This window comes from Ruegeria sp. K11, assembly GCF_056531905.1.
Genome location: NZ_JBQFMP010000005.1, coordinates 197,409 through 221,611 on the forward strand (window position 1 = coordinate 197,409; position 24,203 = coordinate 221,611).

Here is a 24,203-nt window from a genome sequence, read left to right on the forward strand (position 1 = left end):
GGCGGCGGTTTAGGAAACGTTAACGCTGTTCACCATTTCGCCAAATTTGGGCCATGCGCCGGGGTCTGCGACCGTTTTGTCGCGGCAGAACGGGTTGCAGAAGCCCCACCGCTGACCGTCCAGCTCCAAAAAGTCGGTGACCGGCTTGCCGGAATATGGACAGTTTGAGTTGATCGAGGAGCCGTCGGCGACCGCAATCGCGTGCTGGTCGCCAATGGGCCAACGGGTAGACGGCAGGTCTTGGGGATATGGAAACGGGTCATAGCGCACGGTCAGACCCATGGCGCGCCATTGACGCACGGCTGTGTCGGTCAGTAGGCCCATGCAATAGCCCATGTTATCCCGTGACACCGGTAGGCCGTATCCAACGATCCGGGCAGCGACCGGAGTGTAGAACACGTCAGCCAGTGAATAGGCACCGAACAGCGGGCCGGAGACCGCACCAGATACCTCGCGCGCATGGGCCCAGAGGGTTTCGATCCGCGCCAGATCCGCTTGCGTTTCTGCGGAAGGACGGAACCCGTTCCAGCACTGCAGCAGCTGCATCGGGCATTCCCCGCGCAGCGCAGCGAAGCCGGCCACCATCTCGGCGCACAGCCAACGTGCGGTGGCGCGCGCGGCTGGGTCTGCGGGCCAAAGACCGGCATCGGGATGACGCTCGGCCAGGGTTTCCGCCATCGCGAGGCTTTCGCCTACGACCGTACCATCGGGCAAGCGCAGGGCAGGGACCAGGCGGGCCGGGGCCAGGGGTTTCATATCTGCGGCCATGGTCCCGGAATACAGGCCGATCATATGGCTGCGATAGGGCAGGCCGAATTTTTCCAGCATCAGCCAGCCGCGCATGGACCAGCTGGAAAACAGGCGGTCGCCGATAAACAGATCATAAGTCATGGCTATACCCTGTCGGACCTTGGCCTGACCGTAAATCAGAGAATTGTGCGCCTCCCGATCACGGAAGATGATTGATCCGCCCGACGGACCAGCAACCATCACGATATGCGATATCGGTGACCGAGAGGTTGTCGATCCGATGCCCAAATGCCTCTTGTGCCGAGGCGTTCAACGCGCGTTGAACCTGGGTCAGGATTACGCCGAAATGTGCCACGACGATCAGCTCGTGACCCGGATGTACAGCCATCAGCGCATCGATCGCCGCATCGACGCGGCCTCTTACGTCGTTCCAGCTTTCCCCTCCCGGAGGGCGCACATCGCCGGGATTGTCCCAATAGGAAAAAGCCAGCTCGGGGTCTTCCGACTCGATCTCGCGGAAGCCGCGCAGTTCCCAGCTGCCAAAGTTGATCTCGCGCAGCGCGGGCTGATGGGGCAGGCGCAAGCGCTGCCCCTGAATCGCCGTGGCCGTATCAGCTGCGCGTGACAGGTCCGAAGACACGACGACCGCGTCAGTCGGTAAATGTTTCAACAATCGGGCAATCGCGGCGGTATCGCTCAGGTCAGCGGGAATGTCGGACCAGCCGACCATGGTTCTGGCATGGGTCGGACCGTGGCGCACCAGATGCAGACGCGTCACGGAAGTTGCCCCTTCAGAACCCGGGGCAATCCGGCGGTCACCTGCACCACCAGATCCGCCTGTGCTGCAAGAGCAATATTTAGGCGTCCCTGAGCCTCGCGAAATTGCCGCGCCAGCGCGTTGTCGGGCACAATGCCGTGGCCAACCTCATTTGATACAAGCACAATCTGGGCTGCGCAGTTGCTGAGAGCTGCCAGCAGTTCGGTCTGTGCCCGTTCAAGATCGGCCTCGGCCAAAAGCTGGTTGGTCAGCCACATGGTGGCGCAGTCAATCAGGCAGATCTGGTCGTTGGTCAACTTTGCCAGTACGGGACCTAAACTCAAAGGTTCCTCGATCGTGGTCCAGCCGCTGCCTCGTTGGGCAATATGCTTGGTCACCTTCTGGCGCATCTCGTCATCAAACACTTGTGATGTCGCTAGATACACCCGGTTTTTTTCCGTAGAAACAACGAACTGTTCGGCGAAAAGCGACTTACCGGATGCTGCGCCGCCCAGGACAAAGGTTAAAATGGGGCGCACTTTAATTACCTTTCAAGTGATCCATCCGGTTTTGCCCTGCGTATCGACCATAGGTCGGCAAAGCAAGTCCGGCTTGTCGCCTGTGAAAAGGGGAGGTTTTCATGGCACTGGACAATGCGAACGAATTTTCAATGTCCCGCAAGGCCATGAAGGCCGAGTTGCTGGACGCCGAGACCGAATTGAAACTTGCTTATGCCTGGCGCGATGAGCGGGACGAGCAGGCGTTGCACCGTCTGATCACGGCTTACATGCGGCTGGCGATTTCCATGGCGGCCAAATTCAAGCGCTATGGCGCGCCGATGAACGATCTGATCCAGGAGGCCGGGCTGGGCCTGATGAAGGCCGCCGACAAGTTCGATCCTGATCGTGGCGTTCGATTTTCGACCTATGCGGTCTGGTGGATCAAGGCCAGTATCCAGGATTACGTGATGCGGAACTGGTCTATGGTGCGCACCGGCTCGACTTCGTCCCAGAAATCGCTGTTCTTTAACATGCGTCGTGTTCAGGCCCGGCTGGAGCGTGAAGCCGCCACCGACGGGATGGAGCTGGATCGTCATCAGTTGCATCAGATGATCGCGACCGAGATCGGCGTGCCCCTGCGTGATGTCGAGATGATGGAAGGACGCCTGTCGGGTTCTGATTTCTCGCTGAACGCGGTGCAATCGGCCGACGAGGAAGGGCGCGAGTGGATTGATGCGCTGGAAGATGACAGCGAACAAGCTGCGGAAACGGTTGAAAACCGGCATGACACCGAGCAGTTGCGCGACTGGCTGGTGACCGCGATGCAGGCGCTCAATGACCGCGAGCGCTTTATCGTGCGTGAACGCAAGCTGCGTGAACCGGCGCGGACGTTGGAGAGCCTTGGCAAGGAATTGGGCCTGTCGAAAGAGCGTGTCCGCCAACTGGAAGCGGCAGCTTTCGTGAAGATGCGCAAGAACCTTGAAGCGCAATCGCGCGAGGTGCAACACTTCTTCGCATGAGACAATTTGCGATTCTTGCGGCCCTTTTGGCGGTCGCGATCTCGGCGTCAGCGGTGCGGGCGGGCGATCTGATACCACAGGACGTTCTGGACGACATGCGCGCGGCAGATGTTGTTCTTCTGGGTGAGATTCATGACAACCCCAATCATCACAAGGTACAGACCGAGGCGATAGGTGCTATCGGACCCTCGGCGGTTGTCTGGGAAATGGTGACCGAAGAAGGGGCGCAACGGCTGGCGCAGAAAGCGGCGAACAACCCCGAGGAGTTGTCCAGAATCCTGCGCTGGGCGGAATCCGGCTGGCCGCCGCTCAGTATGTATTATCCGGTGTTTCAGGCCTCGAATGCGCCGGTTTACGGGGCCATGGTGCCCCGTGCCGCTGCACGTGCCGCGATGGAGCGTGGCGCGGCCACTGCTTTGGGCGCAGATGCGGCGCGCTATGGGCTGACCGTGCCCTTGTCGGATGAGGATCAGGCCGCGCGCGAGGCGGATCAACTGGCGGCGCATTGCGATGCCTTGCCCGCCGAAGCTTTGCCCCAAATGGTTGCGATTCAGCGTCTCAGGGATGCGGTGTTGACCCGCGCCATCCTGCGCGCAACGGACGAAACCGGAGGCCCCGTGGCCGTCATTACGGGCAATGGTCATGCACGCAAGGACCGTGGCATACCCACATTCCTGTCCCGGATGCGTCCGGGGTTGAAGGTTTTTGTGCTCGGTCAGTCCGAAGATGGTGCAATATCCGGCGAATTTGACGCTGTGGTCGACAGCCCGTCAGTCGATCGCGAGGACCCCTGCAAAGCATTCGAGACGCAGAATTAACGGCTGGAACTGTCTGGCAGCCTTGCCTAATGTCAGGGCCGACCGGGACGGGAAGGGCATAACATGCTGGCATCGAAACGTATCCTGCTGATCATCGGCGGAGGGATCGCGGCCTATAAGTCGCTGGACCTGATCCGCCGTCTGCGCGAACGCGGCGCTGCGGTGACACCGGTTCTGACCCGCGCTGCGGAAGAATTCGTTACCCCCTTGTCGGTATCTGCGCTGGCTGGTGAGAAAGCCTATCGCGATCTCTTTGATCTGACGGACGAGGCCGAGATGGGCCATATCCAATTGTCCCGCTCTGCCGACCTGGTCGTTGTTGCCCCTGCAACTGCCGACCTGATGGGCAAGATGGCGGGAGGGCTGGCCAATGATCTGGCATCGACCCTGTTGATGGCCACCGATACTCCGGTTCTGTGTGCGCCTGCGATGAATGTACGGATGTGGAATCACCCTGCGACGCAGCGCAACCTGAAACAGCTTCAATCCGATGGTGTCCGGTTCGTGGGACCGAACGAAGGCGACATGGCCTGCGGCGAATTTGGCCCGGGCCGAATGTCCGAACCTTTGGAGATCGTTGCCGCGATCGAGGCGGGTCTGACCGCAGGCCCGCTCGCAGGCAAACGCATTCTCGTCACGTCTGGTCCAACCCACGAACCCATCGATCCGGTGCGCTATATCGCTAACCGATCATCAGGGGCGCAGGGCGCGGCTGTTGCCCGAGCTCTGGTCGCGCTTGGGGCCGAAGTTGTATTTGTGACCGGCCCTGCCGAGGTGGCCCCGCCCGACGGCGTGCAGGTCATCACGGTGGAAACCGCGCAACAGATGTCGGACGCCGTAGATGCGGCCTTACCGGTCGATGCCGGAGTGTTTGCTGCGGCTGTTGCGGATTGGCGTGTGGCCAGCGCCTCGGACCGGAAGCTGAAGAAAACCCGGGACGGCCTGCCCACGCTGGAATTCGCAGAAAATCCCGACATTCTGAAACGGGTCGCACATATGTCCGAAGGCCGGCCGTCTTTGGTAGTGGGCTTCGCGGCCGAAACCGACAATGTGGTGGATCACGCCACCGCCAAACGGGCGCGCAAAGGGTGTGACTGGATCGTCGCCAACGATGTCAGCCCCGCGACCGGGATCATGGGCGGGTCCGAAAATGCCGTCATCCTGATCTCGGATACCGGGGCCGAGGAATGGCCGCGCATGGGTAAAGATGCGGTAGCGGAGCGTCTGGCCACGCGGATCGCCGACGCACTGGCCGGTTAGGCAAAAAAGGAGCAGTCATGGTTGCAATCCGCGTCATTCGCGAGGCCGGGTCCGATCCTTCGATCCCGTTACCCTCTTACGAAACACCCGGCGCGGCTGGGGCCGATATACGCGCGAATCTTCCGGACAAAGCGCCTGTTGCGCTTGCGCCCGGTCAGCGCGCGCTGGTGCCCACGGGATTGCGCGTCGAAATCCCCAGCGGCTATGAAATACAGGTTCGCCCACGCTCGGGTCTGGCCTTGAAACATGGCATTACCTTGCCAAATACGCCGGGCACGATCGACAGTGATTATCGCGGCCCGCTGGGGGTGATCGTGTTGAACGCCGGACATGAGATGTTCGAGATCACCCACGGCGAACGCATCGCCCAACTGGTGGTCGCCCCTGTGGTTCAAGCGACGTTCGAGGCGGCAGACGCGCTGAGCGAGACAGATCGCGGCAAGGGCGGGTTCGGCTCGACCGGGCGCGGCTAGATGCTGCTGGTACTTCTTCTAGCGGCGGCATTGTGGGCCATTGGATATGTGGCTGGCGTGTCCCGAATGGCCCGAATGGTTTCAGTCGGGGTGCTGTTGCTGGGCGTGATCGTTGCGCAGCTGATTTTGCCCGATGGTCATCCGTTGCGCGAGGCGACTGGCGGCTCTGCGGCGATGTGGCTGATATTGGGTGGTTTCGCCATTCTGGTTCTGGTTTATGGAAGGGTGCTGAACGCGCTGCGCAACCGGGCAGCGCCCGCCGTGCCCAAGGAGCCTGCCATGCCATCCGACCAATTCTCCGAGACCGAGCTTGAACGCTATGCCCGCCATATCGTTCTGCGCGAGCTGGGTGGGCCGGGGCAGAAGAAGATGAAACGGGCGCGCGTGTTGGTGATCGGCGCCGGAGGATTGGGCGCGCCAGCCCTGCAATATCTGGCCGCAGCTGGCGTCGGCACTATCGGTGTCATCGATGATGACGTGGTCGAGAACGCCAACCTGCAGCGGCAGGTGATCCACCGGGATGCGGATATCGGGATGCCCAAGGTGTTTTCGGCCCAACAGGCGATGCAGGCACAGAACCCCAACGTCGTTGCCCTGCCGTATCACCGCCGCCTGACGGATGACATCGCACCGGATCAGTTCTCGGACTTTGACCTGATCCTTGACGGTACAGACAATTTCGAAACGCGCTATCTGGCCAACCGCACGGCGGTCGCGCTGGGCAAACCCCTGATCTCGGGGGCGCTGTCCCAGTGGGAAGGGCAGCTCAGCGTGTTCGATCCGGCCAGCGATGCGCCCTGCTATCAATGTATTTTCCCCGAAGCCCCGGCCCCCGGACTGGCCCCCTCCTGCGCCGAGGCGGGGGTGATCGGGCCTTTGCCCGGGGTGGTCGGGTCAATGATGGCGGTCGAGGCGATCAAGGTGATCACCGGCGCAGGACAGACCCTGCGCGGCGAGATGCTGATCTATGACGCGCTTTATGGGGAAAGCCGCAAGATCAGCCTGTCGCGCCGCACGGATTGTCCGGTTTGCGGCGCTCAATAAGCGTCCGGACTGGATCATTCGCATCCCCGCTCCTAGGTAGGATGCAAAGGAGAGTTCCATGACCAACCCGATCCTGTCCGACTGGACCACCCCGTTTGAAATCGCTCCGTTCGAAAAGATTTCGGATACGGATTTTGCCCCCGCTCTGGACGCGGCCATGCAGGCCCATTCGGCACAGATCGAAACGATTGCAAACAACCCGGATGCGCCGAGTTTTGCAAACACCATCGAGGCGCTGGAAGCGGCCGGGGAACAGATGGACAAGGTCCTGTCGGTCTTTTTCACCGTTGCCGGTGCCGACAGCAATCCGGCGCGCGAAGCCTTGCAGCGGGAGTTCTCACCCAAACTGGCGGCGCATTTCTCGGCTATTTCGTCGAACAAGGCTCTGTTTCAACGTTTGTCCGACCTGTGGGCGCGCAAGGATGCGCTGAACCTGACCGAAGAACAGGCCCGTGTGCTGATGCTGACCCATCGCGGGTTTGTCCGATCCGGTGCAGCGCTGACTGGCGAAAGCGATGCCCGCATGCAGGAGATCAAGGCGCGGCTGGCCTCTTTGGGTACGTCCTTCACACAGAATCTGCTTGCGGATGAGCGGGACTGGTTCATGGAGCTGTCCGAGGATGATCTGCAAGGATTGCCCGATTTCGTGGTGGCTTCGGCCCGGGCCGCCGGGCAGGAAAAGGGCGCGGATGGGCCTGTTGTGACCTTGTCGCGATCTCTGATCGTACCCTTTCTGCAATTCTCTCCGCGTCGGGACCTGCGCGAGACAGCCTATCGTGCATGGGCCGCGCGCGGTGCAAATGGAGGCGAGACAGACAATCGTGAAATCGCAGCGGAAATTCTGGCACTGCGCGCGGAACGGGCCAATCTGCTGGGTTATGACAGTTTCGCCGCCTACAAGCTGGAAACCGAGATGGCCCGTACACCTGACCGTGTGCGCGACTTGCTGATGCAGGTCTGGGAACCGGCCAGGGCGCGCGCAGAGGCGGACGCAGATATCCTGACCCGGATGATGCAGACGGACGGCGTCAATGGCCCGCTGGCCGCGTGGGACTGGCGCTACTATGCCGAGAAGCGCCGCAAGGCCGAGCATGATCTGGATGAGGCGGCACTGAAACCCTACCTGCAACTGGATCGGATGATCGAGGCGGCATTTGCCTGCGCCAATCGCCTGTTCGGTCTGGAGTTCGCAGCGCTGGACATCCCGCTGTATCACCCTGACTGCCGGGCGTGGGAAGTGACGCGAAACGGCCAGCATGTGGCGGTGTTCATCGGAGATTACTTCGCAAGGGGTTCGAAACGGTCGGGTGCCTGGTGCAGTGCCATGCGATCTCAGGCCAGACATCCGAAGGTTCAGACCCCGATCGTCATCAACGTGTGCAACTTTGCCGAGGGCGACCCGGCGCTGCTATCCTATGACGACGCGCGGACCCTGTTTCACGAATTCGGCCATGCCCTGCATCAGATGCTGTCGGATGTGACCTATGAAAGCGTCTCGGGCACCTCGGTTGCGCGTGATTTCGTGGAACTGCCCAGTCAGCTTTACGAGCATTGGCTGGAAGTGCCCGAAGTTCTGGCTGAATTTGCAACTCATGCTGATACCGGCGCGGCAATGCCACAGGAGATGTTGGAGAAAGTGCTGCAAGCCGCCAATTTCGATCAGGGGTTCCAGACGGTCGAATATGTGGCCTCGGCGCTGGTCGATCTGGCCTTTCACGATGGGGCCGCCCCCGCTGACCCGATGGCCAGACAGGCCGAAGTTCTGGCCGATCTGGGGATGCCCTCGGCTATTGGAATGCGCCATGCCACACCGCACTTCGCCCATGTGTTTGCGGGTGACGGCTATAGCTCGGGCTATTACAGCTATATGTGGTCCGAGGTCATGGATGCGGATGCGTTTGCAGCGTTCGAGGAAGCAGGCGGTGCGTTTGACCCCGAACGCGCCAAGGCGTTGGAGGACAACATTCTGTCTACCGGCGGTTCACGCGAGGCCGAAGATCTGTACCTGGCGTTCCGGGGCCGCTTGCCTGGGGTTGAGGCGCTGTTAAAAGGGCGCGGCCTTATCGCGGCCTAATAACCCAGATCGCGGTCAACAAGGTGCAGGAAAGGCTCACCGGCCTCGCCGCGCCGTATGTTCTCTAGGATCACCTGCGCGGCCGTCGCCGGGCGGGTTTCCGAAGCGATATGGGGTGTAACCGTCACATTGGGATGTGCCCAATACGGATGATCAGCAGGCAATGGCTCGGTGCGGAAGACATCCAGCGTGGCGTGACCCACTTGCCCAGAATTCAAAGCATCCAGCAAAGCGTCATCATCGATAAGGGGACCGCGCCCGGGGTTGATGATGCACGCCCCCTTCGGCAGCATCGCAAGTGTTTCCGCGTTCAGGGCATTTTCGGTCGCCGGCGTATCGGGCAGCAACAAGACAACGATCTCGGCCCGGGACAGGGCCTTACGTAATCCGCCGGTACCGTACAGACATGCCACTGAGGGGATGTCTTTGGCAGTGCGGCTCCACCCTGAAACCTGAAAATTCAACCCACTCAGCGCTCGGGCGGCGGCTTCGCCCAGTGCGCCGAGACCCAGAATGCAGACATGACGTTCCGACGCCAGCGGCGGAGGGGCCGGGATCCAGACGCCGTCCTGCACTGTAATGTGCCTGTCCATTCCAAGGTGATACCGCAGCACATGGCCAACCACCCATTCCGTCATGCCCTGCGTCAGGCCGCCGTCCACCATTCGCGCCAGCGGGACAGCCAGGGTTTCGTTGTCCGAGATCGTCTCGACCCCGGCCCAGAGGCTCAGAACGGCCTTGAGGCGGGAATAGGGCGTGAAATCGCGTAGTCCTCCATTGGGGGCATAGACAACGTAGTCAACCTGATCGGGGGCCATTTCAGTGGCCAAACTGAACTCCAGCCCGGCATCGGTCAGCCCTTGGGACAACAGAGGGTGATACACGGGCCAAAGCTCGGCGCGCGCGGAAAACAGGACGTTCACGGGCATCTGTAGCCTTTCAGCTTATCGGGGACGATGGATATGGGCGCTTTGAACGATGCCAAAGGCGGCCATCAGAACCAGCATCGCCGATCCGCCGTAGCTGACCATCGGCAACGGCACACCCACGACGGGAGCCAGCCCCATGACCATCGACATGTTGACGGCAAAGAACAGGAAAAAGTTCAAAGCGATGCCCAATGTCACCAGAGACGAAAACCTGTCCTTTGTAGACAGTGCTGTGACCGTGCAGAAGATCAGGATCATCGCATAGAGGATCAGCAGCGTTATACCTCCCACAAAGCCGAACTCTTCAGCCAGTGTGGTGAAGATGAAATCGGTGTGTTTTTCGGGCAGGAAGTTCAGCCGTGACTGAGTGCCCTGCATAAAGCCGCGCCCGTTCCACCCGCCGGACCCCAGCGCAATCTTGGACTGCGTGATGTGATAGCCTGCGCCCAGCGGATCGGTGGAGGGATCGAGAAAGGTATCGATGCGACGGAACTGGTAGTCCTTGAGCAACTGCCATTCCGTTCCCCGGCTGTTGAATACCGCAGCGACCAACCCCACGCCCGCAGCAATCACCGCTGCGAAATAGGCCCAGTGTACTCCGGCCAGAAACATCAGCCCGCCCCCGGCCGCCAGCAACAGGATCGAAGTGCCGAGGTCTGGCTGACGCAGCACCATAAAGGTCGGGATCAGGATCAGAAGGACCGGGATGATGACCCAGATCGGGCGCGATGTCTTATGCGCGGGCAGCCAGTCGTAATAGGCGGCCAGCACCATCACCAGCGCGACTTTCATGACCTCGGACGGCTGCAGCCGCATGAAACCAAGGTCTATCCAGCGCTGCGCGCCCATGCCGATCGTACCGAAAAGCTCGACCACGACCAGCAGCCCGATCGAGCCCAGATAGGCCACCACTGACATGTTCCGCCAGAACCAGATAGGCACAAGCGCGATGATGAACATCACCGTCAGGCCCAGCCCGAATCGCTCCATCTGAGGCTCGGCCCAGGGCCGCCATGATCCGCCTGCCACGGAAAACAGCATCAGGAACCCGGCACTTGCGACGCTGATCAAGAGCAGCGTCAGCGGCCAGTTCATATACAGGAACTTACGGAATCCCGATGGCGTGGATTTGACGGTATTTTCAAGATAACTCACGCGCGATCCTTCTCGGACGGGCGTGCTTTGGGACGGCGGTCGCCTTCCAGCCGTTTTTGCTGTTCCTTGATGCGATCGCGGTCCCCGGCGGGATAGGCCTCAAGCGGAGGAGTGCCGTCATAGAGCGCCTGCAACAGGATATCACGGGCCACCGGCGCCGCGGCTTTGGAGCCGCCGCCGCCGTGTTCCACCACCACCGCAATGGCGTATTTTGGATTGTCATAGGGCGCAAAGCTGACGAACAACGCGTGGTCGCGGCGTTCCCATGGCAAATCTTCATTTCGGATCACACCAGCGGCGCGCTCGGCCTTGGTGATGTTGCGTACCTGACTGGTGCCTGTCTTGCCCGCCATGCGATATTCATCGGCGATGATACGGCTGCGATAGGCTGTTCCGCCCCGGTCATTCGAGACCGAGAACATAGCCTTACGAACGTGCTCAAGGTTGTTGGGGTTGACGGCCAGCGGCTCTCCTGCGCCCGAGGGCTGCTCAACCCCGTTGATCGAGCGGACCAGCCGCGGTTTCACCGCCCGGCCTGTGGCAATGCGCGCCGTCATGACGGCAAGTTGCAGCGGAGACGCCAGCATAAAGCCCTGACCGATCGAAGCGTTGGCAGTGTCACCCACCAGCCAGCCTTCGCCGTGTACCCGTTCCTTCCACGCCTGATTGGGCGCAAGGCCAGCGGCGACGGCAGACATGGGGATATCGTGCTTGACGCCCAGACCGAAGGTGCGCGCCATATCCGAGATCTTGTCGATCCCGGTCCGCACGGCCACGTCATAGTAATACACGTCACAGCTGCGCTTGAGCGACAGGTTCAGGTCAATTGTCCCATGTCCGCCGCGTTTCCAACAGTGAAAGCGGCGGCTGCCGACCTTCAGGTGACCGGGACAATAAACCGTGTTCCCGGGTCCGATCACGCCAGCCTCAAGCGCGGCCATCGCGGTGATCATCTTGAAGGTCGAACCCGGCGGGTAGGTGCCCTGCACGGTCTTGTTGGCCAGCGGGCGGTAATTGTCATTGGTCAGCGTGCGATAGTCGGCCACCGAGATGCCGCGCACGAACAGGTTGGGGTCGAAACTGGGCGCGGAACTGATTGCCCGGATATCCCCCGTTTCGCAATCGATCACCACGGCGGCGGCGCTTTCCCCGGCCAGACGGGCCTGAGCGTATTGCTGCAGATCGGCATCGACCGACAATTGCAGGTCCGCCCCGGCGGTGCCTTCTTGCCGGTCCAGCTCGCGCATAACCCGACCGGTGGCGTTGACCTCGACCCGTTTGGCACCAGCCTTGCCGCGCAGGCTGATTTCCTGTTTCGCCTCCAGCCCGACCTTGCCGATCTGAAAGCGCGGAATGCGCAGCACCGGTTCGGGGTCTTCGATCTGACTGAGATCATAATCGCTGACCGGGCCGACATAGCCGACCACATGGGCAAAATCCTCGTACCGGGGATATTGCCGCGTCATACCCACTTCGGGCGTAACGCCGGGCAGGGCCGGGGCATTGATTGCGACCTTTGAAATGTCTTCCCAGGTCACCTGATCGGCCAGCGTGACCGGCAGGAACGGGGCCGAACGGCGCATCTCGGTCTTGGCACGCTCGATCTCATCCTCGGTCAGCGGGATCAGGTTGGACAGTTTCGCGATCACCTTGTCGATATCGCCCGCATCCTCGCGCACGATCACAATGCGGTAGGAAGGCGAGTTTTGCCCGATGATCTGCCCGTTGCGATCATAAATCCGGCCACGTGTCGGAGGGATCAGACGGATATTGATGCGGTTTTCTTCGGCCAGAAGGCGGTATTCATCCGCCTGATCGACCTGCATGAACCGCATCCGGGCCGCCAGCCCGCCGACAAACGCTGCCTGCAGCCCACCCAGCACCAGCGCCCGGCGGGGCAGGCGTTTATAGGCGAGGCCCTGGGATTTGGGTTTGCGCGGTTTCATGTGCGGGCCCCCAGTGTCGCAGGGTCCGCCACCGACATGCGCCGCACGCCAAAGACGCTCTGGCTCAGCAGAACGATCAGAGGATAGACCGCAATCGTCAGTATCACTTGCACCATCACCGGTCCCAAAGCCGCTTGTTGTACCGACAGAATAGCAAGAATCACACGGTTCAGAACAAAAACCGTCGTGATCACCATCGCTACCGCGGTCCATTCACTTGCAAAACCGCCGTCCCGCATTCCGGGTGCAGCAGAGCGCAGATATGATGCGCCCAGAACCACAAGTGCGGCCAGCAATCCCGGCGGGCGCTGCAGCAGCAAATCGGCCATCAGCAAAACAAAAGCGATCAGCACCGTGGGCACATATTCCGGACGTCTGAGGGTCCATGCAAAAGTCAGTGCGATCAGGACGTCCGGGAATGGCCAGCGATCCGGTTTGGTGTCCAGTGGCAGCAGGTGGAGGAACATCACCAATGTGGCCAGAACGAGGTACAGGATCCGTTTGGACCAAATATGAGAGGCCTGATTATCCATCACCGACCTCCGCCGGGGCCAGCGCGGCCTCGGGCCGTTTGGGGCCCACGATACCTCCGGGGTCCCGAATCGTCGGGGCCGACTGGTAGCGCAGGACGCGCAGGAATTCGAGCCGCTCAAAGTCAGCCGACAGGCGCACGCGTAATCGGCCGCCGGGATCGGCCGTGACCTGACCGATCAGTAAGCCGCCGGGAAACACGCCTCCGTCACCCGAGGTGACAACCCGGTCGCCGGGTCGGACAAGTTCGCGGTTTTCCAGAAATTGCACCAGCGGTGCCGCTGTATTGTCCCCCGCAACCAACGCCGTCTGACCCGAGGGTTGGATGGTTGCCGGAATGGCGCTGCTGGCATCTGTCATCAGGATAACCCGTGCCGTGTCCGGCCCTACGCCCGAGATACGCCCGACCACGCCGATCCCGTCCATCGTGGCCCAGCCGTCCATGATGCCGTCCCGGGCGCCCACGTTCAGCAGCACTGACTGCCGGAAGGGCGATCCGCTGTCGGCCATCACAACGCCGGTCACATAGGTCAGCCTCGGATCGAGCCGCACATTGTTGAGGTCCAGCAGGCGGGCGTTTTCCTGTTCCAACTGCAGCGCGGCCTCTTTCCAGGCGCGCATCAGACGTAATTCGCTGCGCAATTCCTGGTTTTGGGCGCTGAGCCGCTGATAGCTTTGGAAATCGCGCAAAAGGTTTACGGCGGCGGTCACCGGAACCATGGCCCATTCCATAGATGGGACGACCTTGTCGACCACCTGCGCGCGGAATCTTTCCACGCGCGGACTGTCAATGCGCCAGACCAGAAAGATCGCCAGCAGGCACAGAACGACTATCCCCAACAGCAGGCGGCGCAGAGGGGTTGTGTATTCGTCGCGCTGTGATCGGTCCTTTGCCACAGGTTACCTTCCCGTGCTGCTCGTGCCCGAGTTTTCACCCCGTAAGGGTGCGCGCCTTAGCTTTCGTAGTCAATCGCGTGGCGCAGTTGTTTTTCGTATTCCAGCGCTTTGCCGGTGCCCAAAGCCACACAATTCAGGCTTTCGTCAGCGATCGACACGGCCAGACCGGTCTGTTCGCGCAAGGCAAGGTCCAGATCGCCCAGCAGAGCGCCGCCGCCGGTCAGCATCACGCCCCGGTCAACAATGTCAGCCGCCAGATCGGGCGGCGTGGTCTCCAGCGCGGTCATCACTGCCTCGCAAATCTGCTGGACAGGTTCCGAAAGCGCCTCGGCCACCTGGGCCTGACTGATCTCAATCTCCTTCGGCACACCATTCAGCAAGTCGCGCCCACGAATATGCATCGACTGCCCGCGACCATCGTCGGGCATGCGGGCAGTGCCGATGGTGGTCTTGATCCGTTCAGCGGTGGATTCCCCGACCAGCAGGTTCTGCTGACGCCGCAGGTACGAGATGATGGCCTCATCCATCCGGTCTCCGCCGACGCGGACCGAGCGCGCGTAGACGATGTCGCCCAGCGACAGAACGGCCACCTCGGTGGTACCGCCGCCGATATCGACGACCATGTTGCCGGTCGGATCGGTGATCGGCATGCCAGCCCCAATTGCGGCCGCGATAGGCTCGGCAATCAGACCGGCCCGGCGGGCACCTGCTGACAGAACCGACTGGCGGATCGCGCGTTTTTCAACGGGCGTCGCGCCATGGGGGACACAGACGATGATCTTGGGCTTTGAGAAGGTTGAGCGTTTATGCACCTTGCGGATGAAGTGCTTGATCATTTCTTCGGCAGTGTCGAAATCGGCAATTACGCCTTCGCGCATCGGACGGATTGCTTCGATGGACCCGGGCGTGCGGCCCAGCATCAGCTTGGCGTCCTCGCCTACCGCCAGCACTTTCTTGACGCCATCCTTGACATGATACGCGACAACCGAGGGTTCAGACAGGATTACACCGCGCCCCTTGACATAAACCAGCGTGTTCGCCGTCCCAAGGTCAATCGCCATGTCCGCTGTGAACAGGCCGCCCAGATTGCCAAAGATTCCCATGTTTTCACTGATCCCGTTCGTCAGAATTTTCACTGCCCGCGACTCGACGGTTCCGGGACGGATGTCTTATAGGGTGCCATCTCGCCCGGTAAAAGGGCTGATTCCGCGACAATCAGCACCTTTCCGCCTTATTGATTGGGACTTTAGAAGGCAACATGCTCTCATATCAACATATTTACCACGCTGGAAATCTGGCTGATGTGCAAAAGCACGCTTTGTTGGCATGTGCGCTCGAATATCTGACCCGCAAGAATAAACCGATCACTTATCTGGAAACGCATTCGGGACGAGGATTATACCACCTGGATACTGCCGAAGCGGTACGTACCGGTGAGGCCTCAGCCGGGATCAAACGCGCGCAACGGGATGGGTGGTTCGGGGCAGGTCATGCCTTGTCAACCGCGCTGGCAAAGGTTCGGGCGCAATATGGGGCGCAGGCCTATGCAGGCTCGCCCCTGATCGCGGCCAATCTGTTAAGAGAACAGGATAATCTCCATTTCGCCGAACTACATCCGCAGGAATACGCCGCTCTGTCGCTGGCGTTGTCGCCCCATGGTGCCAGGGTTTACAAACAGGACGGGTATGCGCTGGCGCAATCGCTTCTACCCCCGATGCCGCGCCGGGGAATGATGCTGATTGACCCGAGCTACGAAATCAAATCGGAATATGACCGCCTGCCGGGGTTCATCGCAAAGGCGCATCGGAAATGGAATGTCGGGGTGATTGCCTTGTGGTACCCGATCCTGACGGATGGCCGGCATAAACCGATGATCGAGGCTTTGCGCAAACAAAACCTGCCCAAAGCCGAAGGGCACGAAGTCTGGTTCCCGCCTGCGCGCGACGGGCATGGAATGGTGGGATCGGGGATGTTCTTTGTGAATGCGCCGTTTGGCATTGGCGAAGAAATGGCGCGCTTGTCAGCCTTGTTTGAAGGGCTTTAGGAGGGCTCCCGCCCCGATTGCCAGCATCAAAGATGCCGCCAATCGAGTTGGGCCCGGCTGCGCGCTGCAGGCGCGCAGCCGGGCCCAAAGCCGCAAGGTGGTTCGGCGCAGCCGGACTGCCGCGGGTGCGGGAGCCCGCCTTACACGGTGATCAGGTCAGATCTTTGTAGCTGATCTCGCGCGCATCGCTGCCGGGGCCGGTTTTCTCGCGCCGAACGATCAGGCGGTTCAAAGCATGGATGTACGCTTTGGCCGAGGCCACCACCGTATCCGTATTCGCGGACTGGCCGGTTGCAATCATCCCGTCTTCTTCCAGCCGCACAGAAACCGTGGCCTGCGCGTCTGTCCCTTCGGTCACCGCATGAACCTGATAAAGCTGAAGATGGGCCTTGTTTGGATAGATCGCCCGGATCGCCTTGAAGGTTGCGTCAACCGGCCCATCGCCATGCTCGGTGGCTATGATGTCCTTGCCGTCCATCTCAAGCTCAACGGTCGATTCCGCCTGACCGCCGGTGCCGCAGGTAACTTTCATCGAGACCAGTTGCAGGTAATCATCCGCCTCATCCAGCGTCATCAAGGCGATCAGGTCGTCGTCGAACACCTCTTTCTTGCGGTCGGCCAGATCCTTGAACCGAACGAAGATGTCCTTGAGCTGGTTGTCGCCTACATCAAAGCCCAAAGTCTCGAGCTTGTCGCGCAGCGCGGCGCGACCCGAGTGTTTGCCCAAAGGCAGAGAGGTTCCGGACAGGCCGATATCCTCGGGGCGCATGATCTCGAAATTTTCCCGGTTCTTCAGCATCCCGTCCTGATGAATGCCGCTTTCATGGGCAAAGGCATTCTTGCCGACGATAGCTTTGTTGAACTGCACGTTGAAGCCCGACACCGTCGCCACGCGGCGCGAGATATGCATGATCTTGGTCGTGTCGATGCCCGTGTGCCACGGCATGATATCGTTGCGGGTGCGCAGGGCCATCACGACCTCTTCCAGCGCGGTGTTGCCTGCGCGTTCGCCCAGCCCGTTGATGGTGCATTCGATCTGACGCGCACCGCCCGCGACAGCGGCCAGCGAGTTCGCGGTCGCCATGCCGAGGTCGTTGTGGCAGTGGGTGGCGAAGATCACCTCATCCGCGCCCGGCACCGTCTCGATCAGGCGCTTGATCAGATCGGCGCTTTCGACCGGGGCGGTGTAGCCCACCGTATCGGGGATGTTGATCGTCGTCGCGCCCGCCTTGATCGCAATCTCGATCACGCGGCACAGATAGTCCCACTCGGTCCGCGTCGCGTCCATCGGCGACCACTGCACGTTTTCGCACAGGTTGCGCGCATGGCTGACCGTTTCGTGTATCTTGTCGGCCATCTCGTCCTGGGTCAGGTTCGGGATGGCGCGGTGCAGCGGAGAGGTGCCGATAAAGGTGTGAATCCGATTCTTCCCGGCGTGCTTCACCGCCTCCCAGCAGCGGTCGATATCGGCGAAATTGGCGCGCGCCAGACCGCAGATTCGGCTGTTTTTTGAACGCTGGGCGATCTCGGTTACGGCCTTGAAATCACCTTCAGAGGCGATGGGAAATCCGGCCTCGATGATGTCGACGCCCATTTCGTCCAGCAGCTCGGCAATCTCCAGCTTCTCGTTATGGGTCATGGTCGCTCCGGGGCTCTGCTCGCCGTCGCGCAAAGTGGTGTCGAAGATCAAGACGCGGTCTTGTTCGGTCACGTTTGTCATGGGGTACTCTTTCTTCTTCTGTCCTAAAGCCTATGGCGCGCGGGCGTCCTCCTCTGAGCGGGCGCGCCGGATGGCACGCTCAGAGGCGGATTAGGATCAGTAGGCCACGCAGCGACGCACCGCGAAGGGCGGTGTCGGCAAAGGGGATATCTGCGCGGTTGATCATGAGGTCAGGTTATACAATGCGGATTGGGAATGAAAAGAAAGAAAATGTCTGCATTATGTATTTATACCGGCAGAGCGTTGAACACGCACGGGAACCCGCTAGGTTTCCGCCCATGGCATCGGCACTGATCATCGGTTCAAGCGGCGGTATCGGACAGGCGCTTTCCCTGTGCCTGCGCGCGCAACAGGTCGCGGTCACTGGCCTGTCACGTACGCAAGACGGACTGGACTTAATGGACCCGGATGGTGCCGAACAAACCCTTTCCCGGCTGGAAGGGCCGTATGATCTGATCCTTGTGGCGAGCGGTGCCCTGGAGATCGACGGGGCCGCGCCGGAAAAGTCGATGCGGGCGGTTTCGGCGCGGGCCATGATGGATCAGTTTGCGCTGAATGCGGTTGGCCCGGCCTTGATCCTGAAACATGCTTTCCGATTGCTGCCACATGACCGGCGATCGGTAATGGGCATCTTATCTGCCCGAATAGGGTCTATCGGAGATAACCGGTTGGGAGGCTGGGTCAGTTATCGTGCCGCCAAGGCGGCCGTCAATCAGATCGTGCACACAGCTGCAATTGAACTTGCCCGTACGCATCCGCAGGCGGTTTGCGTGTCATTACATCCCGGTACGGTCAATACCGCATTCACCCAAAAATACCTGGGTCGCCATCCCTCGGTCGCGCCGGACGAGGCTGCACACAACCTGCTATCGGTGATCGCGGGCCTGACGCCAGAGGACACCGGTGGTTTCTTTGACTGGGCGGGTAAGTCCATCCCGTGGTGATCGGCGTTTTACCCGTCTGAGCTATCTGCGCCTGCCGGGACAGCTTCCGGGTCAGAAGGCGCCTCCGCGCCACCTTCGGATAAAGCACCGTTGTCCCAGACGCCGGTTTCGACCTCGCCATTGGCGTAGGTCATTGTCCCGGTGCCCTGACGTTTTGCATCAACGAAGTTGCCTTCGTAGACATCGCCGTTGGAATAAGTCGCCGTGCCCGAGCCGGTGATTTTCCCTTCGGTCCACTGGCCGGTGTATTTGAAGCCGTTGGCCATCACGATCTCACCTTGACCATGGCGTTGCCCCTGTTCGAAATCGCCGGTGTAAACCGTACCGTCAGCATAGGTCGCCGCGCCCTTGCCCTGACGGATGCCGTCGATCCAGTCGCCTTCGTAGCGGTACCCGTCCGCATAAGTCAGCACTCCGGTGCCGTGGTTGCGGGCGTTTTTGAACTGGCCTTTGTAAACAGTGCCGTTGGAATAAGTGGCGGTGCCTTCGCCATCGATCACCCCGGCAATCCAGTCGCCATCATAAGACGAGCCATCGGGATAGGTGATCCGGCCTTTGCCTTCGGCCAGATCGCCCTTGAAATCGCCGATATAGACCGAGCCGTCCGGATAGCTTGCCTCGCCCAACCCTTCAATCTGGCCCTTGGTCCATTCACCGGTGTAGACGAAGCCATCCGTGCCGGTAAATGTTCCCTGACCATGGCGCTGATCATCCACGAAATCCCCTTCGTAGACGTCGCCATTGGCGTAAGTGGCCTTGCCTTTGCCCTGCCTGCGGCCATCGATCAGATCGCCTTCGTAGACATCGCCATTCGCCTGAGTCAGCCGTCCGGTGCCGGTTATCCGATCCTCGGTCCACTGACCCGCATAGATCATCCCGTCGGGCATGGTCAGTTCGCCCTGCCCATGACGCTGACCGGCCAGAATCTCACCCGCATAGGTGCCGCCCCCGGCATAGGTAATCGTACCCGAGCCCTGTTTGACGCCATCGGCCCACTCTCCATCATAGGAATACCCGCCGGTATCCGAGATCACGCCTTTGCCATGATGCCGCGCATTTCTGAATCCACCCTCGTAGCGCATGCCATTGGCGTATTCGGCAACGCCGGTGCCGTTGATTGCACCCTCGGACCATTCCCCATCATAGCTGCCGCCATCCGAGAACTGGATCTTGCCCTGTCCATGCGGCTGGCCCTTCTCGAAGCTGCCTTCATAGATCGAGCCGTTGGCATAGCGTGCAATGCCTTGTCCCTGAATCTCGCCCGCGACCCATTCGCCGGAATACTCGAACCCGTCTGGCAGGCGATAGGTGCCGGTGCCATGTCGCAAACCATTTTCAAACGTGCCCTCATAGACCCCGCCCACATCGTCATCGGCGACAATGATCTGGCCGTCCTGCTGGGCGCTGGCCTGCGTGGCAAAGGCGAAGGCTGCAGCGGCGATGGATATGCGGATCGCGTTCATGATGATTTGGCCCTGCCTGATCGGTGGTGTCGGTTCTTTGGGCAAAACTAGGATACCGTCGGGGGCAGGGCAACGGCTTTTGCCGCATTTGCCTTTCACTTGCGGCATGATCTGCTAAATCCCTGAAAGACTGACGAAGGCAAGAGGGTAAAATGGCCGATCGTTTCCGCATCACGCTGGCGCAACTGAACCCCACCGTCGGGGATATTGAGGCAAACGCCGCCAAGGCTGCGGATGCGTGGCGGCAGGGCCGGGACGCAAATGCCGATCTGGTTGCCCTGCCCGAGATGTTCATCACCGGTTACAACACGCAGGATCTGGTGATGAAGCCTGTGTTTCACCGCGCCGCAATGGCTGCCGTCGAGGCTCTGGCCCGCGAATGTTCAGATGGGCCTGCCCTGGCTATCGGTGGCCCATGGGTAGAAGACGGCAAGCTGTTCAATGCGTACTTGATCCTGAAAGGGGGTCGCATCGCCAGCAAGGTGCTCAAACATCACTTGCCGAACGAGACCGTATTTGACGAGGTACGCTTGTATGACGTGGGCCCGATGGGCGGACCCTATGCGGTGGGCAACACCCGAATCGGCAGCCCGATCTGCGAGGATGGCTGGCACGAGGATGTCTCGGAAACGCTTGAGGAGACGGGGGCTGAGTTTCTGCTGATTCCCAACGGTTCGCCCTATTATCGCGACAAGTATGATGTGCGGCTGAACCACATGGTAGCGCGCGTCGTGGAAACGGGGCTGCCCGTCATCTATCTGAACATGGTGGGCGCGCAGGATGATCAGGTCTTTGACGGGGCCACGTTTGGTCTGAACCCCGGAGGAGAGCTGGCCTTTCGAATGCCCGTCTTTGACGAGGCCGTGTGCCACGTGGATTTGCTGCGCGGTGATCAAGGCTGGCGGATCAACCCCGCCGAGATTGTGCCGCAGCCGGACGCATGGGAGCAGGACTATCGCGCGATGGTGCAGTCTTTGCGCGACTACATGGGCAAGACCGGGTTCAAAAAGGCTGTTCTGGGACTTTCGGGCGGAGTCGATTCCGCCCTGGTGGCGACAATCGCCGTGGACGCGATCGGGGCGCAGAACGTGCGCTGCGTGATGCTGCCGTCGGAATACACCAGCCGGGCGTCGCTGGACGATGCCGAAGCCGTGGCCCGAGCATTGGGCGTGCATTACGACTATGTGCCGATTTCGGACAGCCGCGCCGCTGTCTCGGACACGCTGGCCCCCTTGTTCGCGGGGCGGGATGAGGACCTGACCGAAGAAAACATCCAATCCCGGTTGCGCGGGCTGCTGCTGATGGCGCTGTCGAACAAATTTGGCGAGATGCTGCTGACCACTGGCAATAAATCCGAAATCGCCGTCGGATATGCCACGATTTACGGTGACATGAACGGCGGCTACAACCCGATCAAGGACCTCTATAAAACCCGCGTGTTCGAGACCTGTCGCTGGCGCAATGCCAACCATCGCAACTGGATGATGGGCCCGGAAGGCGAGGTGATCCGCCCGTCCGTGATCGACAAGCCCCCAAGCGCAGAGCTGCGCGCAGACCAGAAAGACAGCGACAGCCTGCCGGATTACCCGGTTCTGGATGCCATTCTGGACATTCTGGTGGATCAGGATGGTTCCATCGCCGATTGCGTGGGGGCCGGGTATGACGAGACCGAGGTCAAGCGGGTCGAACATCTGATCTACATCAGCGAATACAAACGCTTTCAATCCGCCCCGGGCACACGGCTGACACCCCGTGCGTTCTGGCTGGATCGTCGCTATCCGATTGTGAATCGTTGGCGCGATCGCGGTTGAAACAGGCCTTAATTCGACTTTTCATGTCAGACTGCTCTGTCGAATTGTGGCGAATTTTACGCTGATTGGGCGACAATCCATCCTTCAGGTTTTTATTGTCTACGGTTGTGGGTGAAATCCCCATGCGCGCGCTGGTTGCACTTGCCTCACAGCCCTTCTTTTGCCACATTTGTGCCGGGGGTTTGCCTTAAGTTGGGCAAACGTGACGTAATCCGAACGGCGGCCCCAAGATCAGGGGTCGCCATGTCGGGTCAAGTTCTGGAAACCGCATCTGTGTGTTTGGATGCTTGTAAAGGTTATGGTGGTAAGAATGGCAAATGATTATGACACGCCGCTTCATGCTCCGCTGCAATGGAAGCAGATGGAATCGCAAGGCCGAGCGCTGGACGAAGCCAAGACAGATGCCGCAATCGCGGACCTGCTCAAAGCGGAAGATCCGGTTGTTTCAGAATCTGCCGAGGCGCACTCGGTCTTTCCTGACCTGATGCCGCAGGATCCGGCTGACCTGCGCGAGGAACACGCTGGTCTGGGCGCGGTGCTTCGTCAGAAGTGGATCGAGTTCTCGGGCGCCGCCTGATCATTCCGTGAAACTGGCCTTTCGTAGCTCGCCTTCCGGCGGGCTTTTGGCCGTTTGGCCACAGCTTCACGCAATTGCGCAAAGGTAAGGTAATAGCCGTTGCCTGCACTCTTGTGTTTCGGCTCCATTGCATCGCAAGGAAACTGACACGAGCGATTGATGCCCGGCCCAACTCCGACCCCTGTCGAATCTGATCTAGGTCTTCCCAAGCACGTTGAAGTGGTTGTCATCGGTGGCGGAATCATCGGGGTGTCCGCCGCGCTGGAACTGTCCGAGCGAGGTATTTCCGTACTGCTTTGTGAAAAGGGGCGGATCGGGGCAGAACAAAGCTCACGCAATTGGGGATGGGTCCGTCTGGGTATGCGGGATCCGCGCGAAATCCCTCTGATGCAGGTGGCCATCGATATCTGGCAAGGTCTGGATGCACGGATCGGGCGCCAAACGGGATATGTTCAGTCGGGCATCGTGTTTGACGCCGCGACCAGGCAAATGGCCAACAACCTGGAACGATGGATGCACCATGTCGAGGCCCTCGGGACCGGGGCCGCCATGATCCGCGGCGCGCAGCTGTCCGATTTGCTGCCCGGCAAGGCCGGTGAATCCGTTGGCGCTCTCTGTATGCCACAAGATGGGCGGGCTGAACCACAATGGGCGGCCCCGGCCATGGCCGAGGCCGCGCGCGACCGCGGCGCGGTGATCATGACCAATTGCGCCGTTCGCAGCATCGACATGCAAGCCGGTCAGGTTGCCGGTGTTGCAACGGAAAGGGGTCGTGTCTCCTGCAGTCAAGTCGTGTTGGCAGGTGGTGCGTGGTCCCGGCTCTTTGCCGGAAATGCAGGCATAGCGCTGCCGCAATTGAAAGTCCTGAATACGGTACTGCGCACGTCGCCCGCGCCGCAAGGACCAGAAGCGGCATTTTGGTCGGACGATTTTGCAATCCGCAAACGGGCCGACGGTGGGTACTCCATCGCCTCGGGCCATCAGAACACGGTGGACATTGTGCCCGACAGTTTTCGTCTGGCCCGGCAATTCCTGCCCGCCTTCCGGCAAGAGTGGAAGGCGCTTCGATTTCGACTGTCCCGTCGCTGGTCCATCGAAGCGCAGGAGGACCGAACATGGTTGCCCACCGATGTCACCCCTTTCGAAAAATGCCGGGTGCTTGACCCGGACCCGTCACCAAAGGCGCTGCGACATTCATGGGCAAACGCGCGGGCCACATTCCCGGCGCTGGAACAAGCGGAGATTGTTCAAAGCTGGGCAGGTATGATTGACGTAACACCGGACGCCATCCCGGTGATATCCCAAGTGCATGACGTGCCGGGGCTGCATATCGCGACCGGCTTTTCGGGTCATGGTTTCGGAATCGGTCCGGGCGCGGGGCGATTGATTGCGGACATGGTCACCGGTGCGACGCCCTGCGTCGATCCGACCGCCTTTCGCCTGTCCCGTTTCACGGATGGCTCAGTGGTGCGGCCGGATCCTGGCTATTAG

22 protein-coding genes are annotated in these 24,203 nt (G+C 60.6%); 11 read left to right on the forward strand and 11 right to left on the reverse strand.

Translation table 11 applies throughout. The features are described from left to right. Positions 1-9: 9 nt before the first annotated feature. Genes ACR0K4_RS09960 through cobU form a run of 3 tightly spaced genes read right to left on the reverse strand, consistent with a single transcriptional unit; the run spans position 10 to position 2,046 of the window. Positions 10-891: a glutathione S-transferase gene (locus ACR0K4_RS09960; RefSeq protein ID WP_480853839.1), complete on the reverse strand. Its 882-nt coding sequence runs from the start codon at positions 889-891 to the stop codon at positions 10-12. Between the two features lie 58 nt (positions 892-949). Then, positions 950-1,528: a histidine phosphatase family protein gene (locus ACR0K4_RS09965; RefSeq protein WP_480853841.1), complete on the reverse strand. Its 579-nt coding sequence runs from the start codon at positions 1,526-1,528 to the stop codon at positions 950-952. After that, positions 1,525-2,046 carry a bifunctional adenosylcobinamide kinase/adenosylcobinamide-phosphate guanylyltransferase gene (gene cobU / locus ACR0K4_RS09970; protein WP_480853842.1) on the reverse strand — a complete coding sequence of 174 codons (522 nt, stop codon included), beginning with the start codon at positions 2,044-2,046 and terminating at the stop codon, positions 1,525-1,527. Before cobU ends, ACR0K4_RS09965 begins: the two co-directional genes overlap by 4 nt. A 101-nt stretch (positions 2,047-2,147) precedes the next feature. On the opposite strand from cobU, the gene ACR0K4_RS09975 reads away from it, so the two are divergent. The 6 genes from ACR0K4_RS09975 (at position 2,148) to ACR0K4_RS10000 (ending at position 8,695) form a co-directional block, all read left to right on the forward strand. Then, positions 2,148-3,026, forward strand: coding sequence for an RNA polymerase factor sigma-32 (locus ACR0K4_RS09975; protein ID WP_480518374.1), 879 nt, complete (start codon positions 2,148-2,150; stop codon positions 3,024-3,026). Then, positions 3,023-3,844, forward strand: a complete 822-nt coding sequence (locus tag ACR0K4_RS09980) for a ChaN family lipoprotein (protein ID WP_480853843.1) — start codon at positions 3,023-3,025, stop codon at positions 3,842-3,844. Before ACR0K4_RS09975 ends, ACR0K4_RS09980 begins: the two co-directional genes overlap by 4 nt. Before the next feature lie 63 nt (positions 3,845-3,907). Further along, complete coding sequence (coaBC, locus tag ACR0K4_RS09985; RefSeq protein WP_480853844.1) at positions 3,908-5,104, forward strand: bifunctional phosphopantothenoylcysteine decarboxylase/phosphopantothenate--cysteine ligase CoaBC; 1,197 nt, start codon at positions 3,908-3,910, stop codon at positions 5,102-5,104. A gap of 17 nt (positions 5,105-5,121) precedes the next feature. After that, positions 5,122-5,577, forward strand: a complete 456-nt coding sequence (dut, locus tag ACR0K4_RS09990) for a dUTP diphosphatase (RefSeq protein WP_480853845.1) — start codon at positions 5,122-5,124, stop codon at positions 5,575-5,577. Then, complete coding sequence (locus ACR0K4_RS09995) at positions 5,578-6,621, forward strand: HesA/MoeB/ThiF family protein (protein ID WP_480853846.1); 1,044 nt, start codon at positions 5,578-5,580, stop codon at positions 6,619-6,621. 58 nt (positions 6,622-6,679) lie between these two features. Further along, on the forward strand, positions 6,680-8,695 hold the full coding sequence (locus ACR0K4_RS10000; RefSeq protein ID WP_480853847.1) for a M3 family metallopeptidase: 2,016 nt from the start codon (positions 6,680-6,682) through the stop codon (positions 8,693-8,695). Here the strand turns inward: ACR0K4_RS10000 and ACR0K4_RS10005 are convergent. Genes ACR0K4_RS10005 through ACR0K4_RS10030 form a run of 6 tightly spaced genes read right to left on the reverse strand, consistent with a single transcriptional unit; the run spans position 8,692 to position 15,256 of the window. After that, complete coding sequence (locus ACR0K4_RS10005; RefSeq protein WP_480853849.1) at positions 8,692-9,624, reverse strand: 2-hydroxyacid dehydrogenase; 933 nt, start codon at positions 9,622-9,624, stop codon at positions 8,692-8,694. The two genes, ACR0K4_RS10000 and ACR0K4_RS10005, sit on opposite strands and share 4 nt — an antisense overlap. Positions 9,625-9,639: 15 nt before the next feature. Next, positions 9,640-10,779, reverse strand: coding sequence for a rod shape-determining protein RodA (gene rodA / locus ACR0K4_RS10010; RefSeq protein WP_480518388.1), 1,140 nt, complete (start codon positions 10,777-10,779; stop codon positions 9,640-9,642). Beyond that, the gene (mrdA, locus tag ACR0K4_RS10015; RefSeq protein WP_480853850.1) at positions 10,776-12,725 is read right to left on the reverse strand and encodes a penicillin-binding protein 2; all 1,950 of its coding nucleotides are present in this window, start codon (positions 12,723-12,725) and stop codon (positions 10,776-10,778) included. Before mrdA ends, rodA begins: the two co-directional genes overlap by 4 nt. Then, positions 12,722-13,258 carry a rod shape-determining protein MreD gene (locus ACR0K4_RS10020; protein ID WP_480518392.1) on the reverse strand — a complete coding sequence of 179 codons (537 nt, stop codon included), beginning with the start codon at positions 13,256-13,258 and terminating at the stop codon, positions 12,722-12,724. Before ACR0K4_RS10020 ends, mrdA begins: the two co-directional genes overlap by 4 nt. Continuing rightward, positions 13,251-14,153, reverse strand: coding sequence for a rod shape-determining protein MreC (gene mreC, locus ACR0K4_RS10025; protein WP_480518394.1), 903 nt, complete (start codon positions 14,151-14,153; stop codon positions 13,251-13,253). The genes ACR0K4_RS10020 and mreC overlap by 8 nt, the downstream gene beginning before the upstream one ends. 56 nt (positions 14,154-14,209) lie before the next feature. Next, positions 14,210-15,256, reverse strand: coding sequence for a rod shape-determining protein (locus ACR0K4_RS10030; RefSeq protein WP_039523195.1), 1,047 nt, complete (start codon positions 15,254-15,256; stop codon positions 14,210-14,212). 155 nt (positions 15,257-15,411) lie between these two features. Here ACR0K4_RS10030 and rlmJ point away from each other — a divergent pair, with 155 nt between their 5' ends. Beyond that, positions 15,412-16,197, forward strand: a complete 786-nt coding sequence (gene rlmJ / locus ACR0K4_RS10035; RefSeq protein WP_480518396.1) for a 23S rRNA (adenine(2030)-N(6))-methyltransferase RlmJ — start codon at positions 15,412-15,414, stop codon at positions 16,195-16,197. Positions 16,198-16,348: 151 nt separating this feature from the next. Here rlmJ and ACR0K4_RS10040 read toward each other — a convergent pair whose 3' ends face one another. Beyond that, positions 16,349-17,917, reverse strand: coding sequence for a 2-isopropylmalate synthase (locus ACR0K4_RS10040; RefSeq protein WP_480518398.1), 1,569 nt, complete (start codon positions 17,915-17,917; stop codon positions 16,349-16,351). A 278-nt stretch (positions 17,918-18,195) separates the two neighbouring features. On the opposite strand from ACR0K4_RS10040, the gene ACR0K4_RS10045 reads away from it, so the two are divergent. Continuing rightward, positions 18,196-18,861: an SDR family NAD(P)-dependent oxidoreductase gene (locus tag ACR0K4_RS10045; protein ID WP_480853851.1), complete on the forward strand. Its 666-nt coding sequence runs from the start codon at positions 18,196-18,198 to the stop codon at positions 18,859-18,861. An 8-nt stretch (positions 18,862-18,869) separates the two neighbouring features. Here the strand turns inward: ACR0K4_RS10045 and ACR0K4_RS10050 are convergent, their stop codons facing one another. Continuing rightward, entirely contained in the window at positions 18,870-20,324 is a 1,455-nt protein-coding gene (locus tag ACR0K4_RS10050; RefSeq protein WP_480853852.1) for an MORN repeat-containing protein, read from the reverse strand. Between the two features lie 152 nt (positions 20,325-20,476). Between ACR0K4_RS10050 and ACR0K4_RS10055 the strand changes: the two genes are divergently transcribed. From ACR0K4_RS10055 to ACR0K4_RS10065, 3 genes are all read left to right on the forward strand, one after another. Continuing rightward, positions 20,477-22,135: an NAD+ synthase gene (locus ACR0K4_RS10055; protein WP_480518404.1), complete on the forward strand. Its 1,659-nt coding sequence runs from the start codon at positions 20,477-20,479 to the stop codon at positions 22,133-22,135. A gap of 310 nt (positions 22,136-22,445) precedes the next feature. Then, positions 22,446-22,712 carry a hypothetical protein gene (locus ACR0K4_RS10060; protein WP_480518406.1) on the forward strand — a complete coding sequence of 89 codons (267 nt, stop codon included), beginning with the start codon at positions 22,446-22,448 and terminating at the stop codon, positions 22,710-22,712. A gap of 159 nt (positions 22,713-22,871) precedes the next feature. Further along, positions 22,872-24,203 (forward strand): NAD(P)/FAD-dependent oxidoreductase, encoded by a 1,332-nt coding sequence (locus tag ACR0K4_RS10065; RefSeq protein ID WP_480853853.1) that lies wholly within the window; start codon positions 22,872-22,874, stop codon positions 24,201-24,203.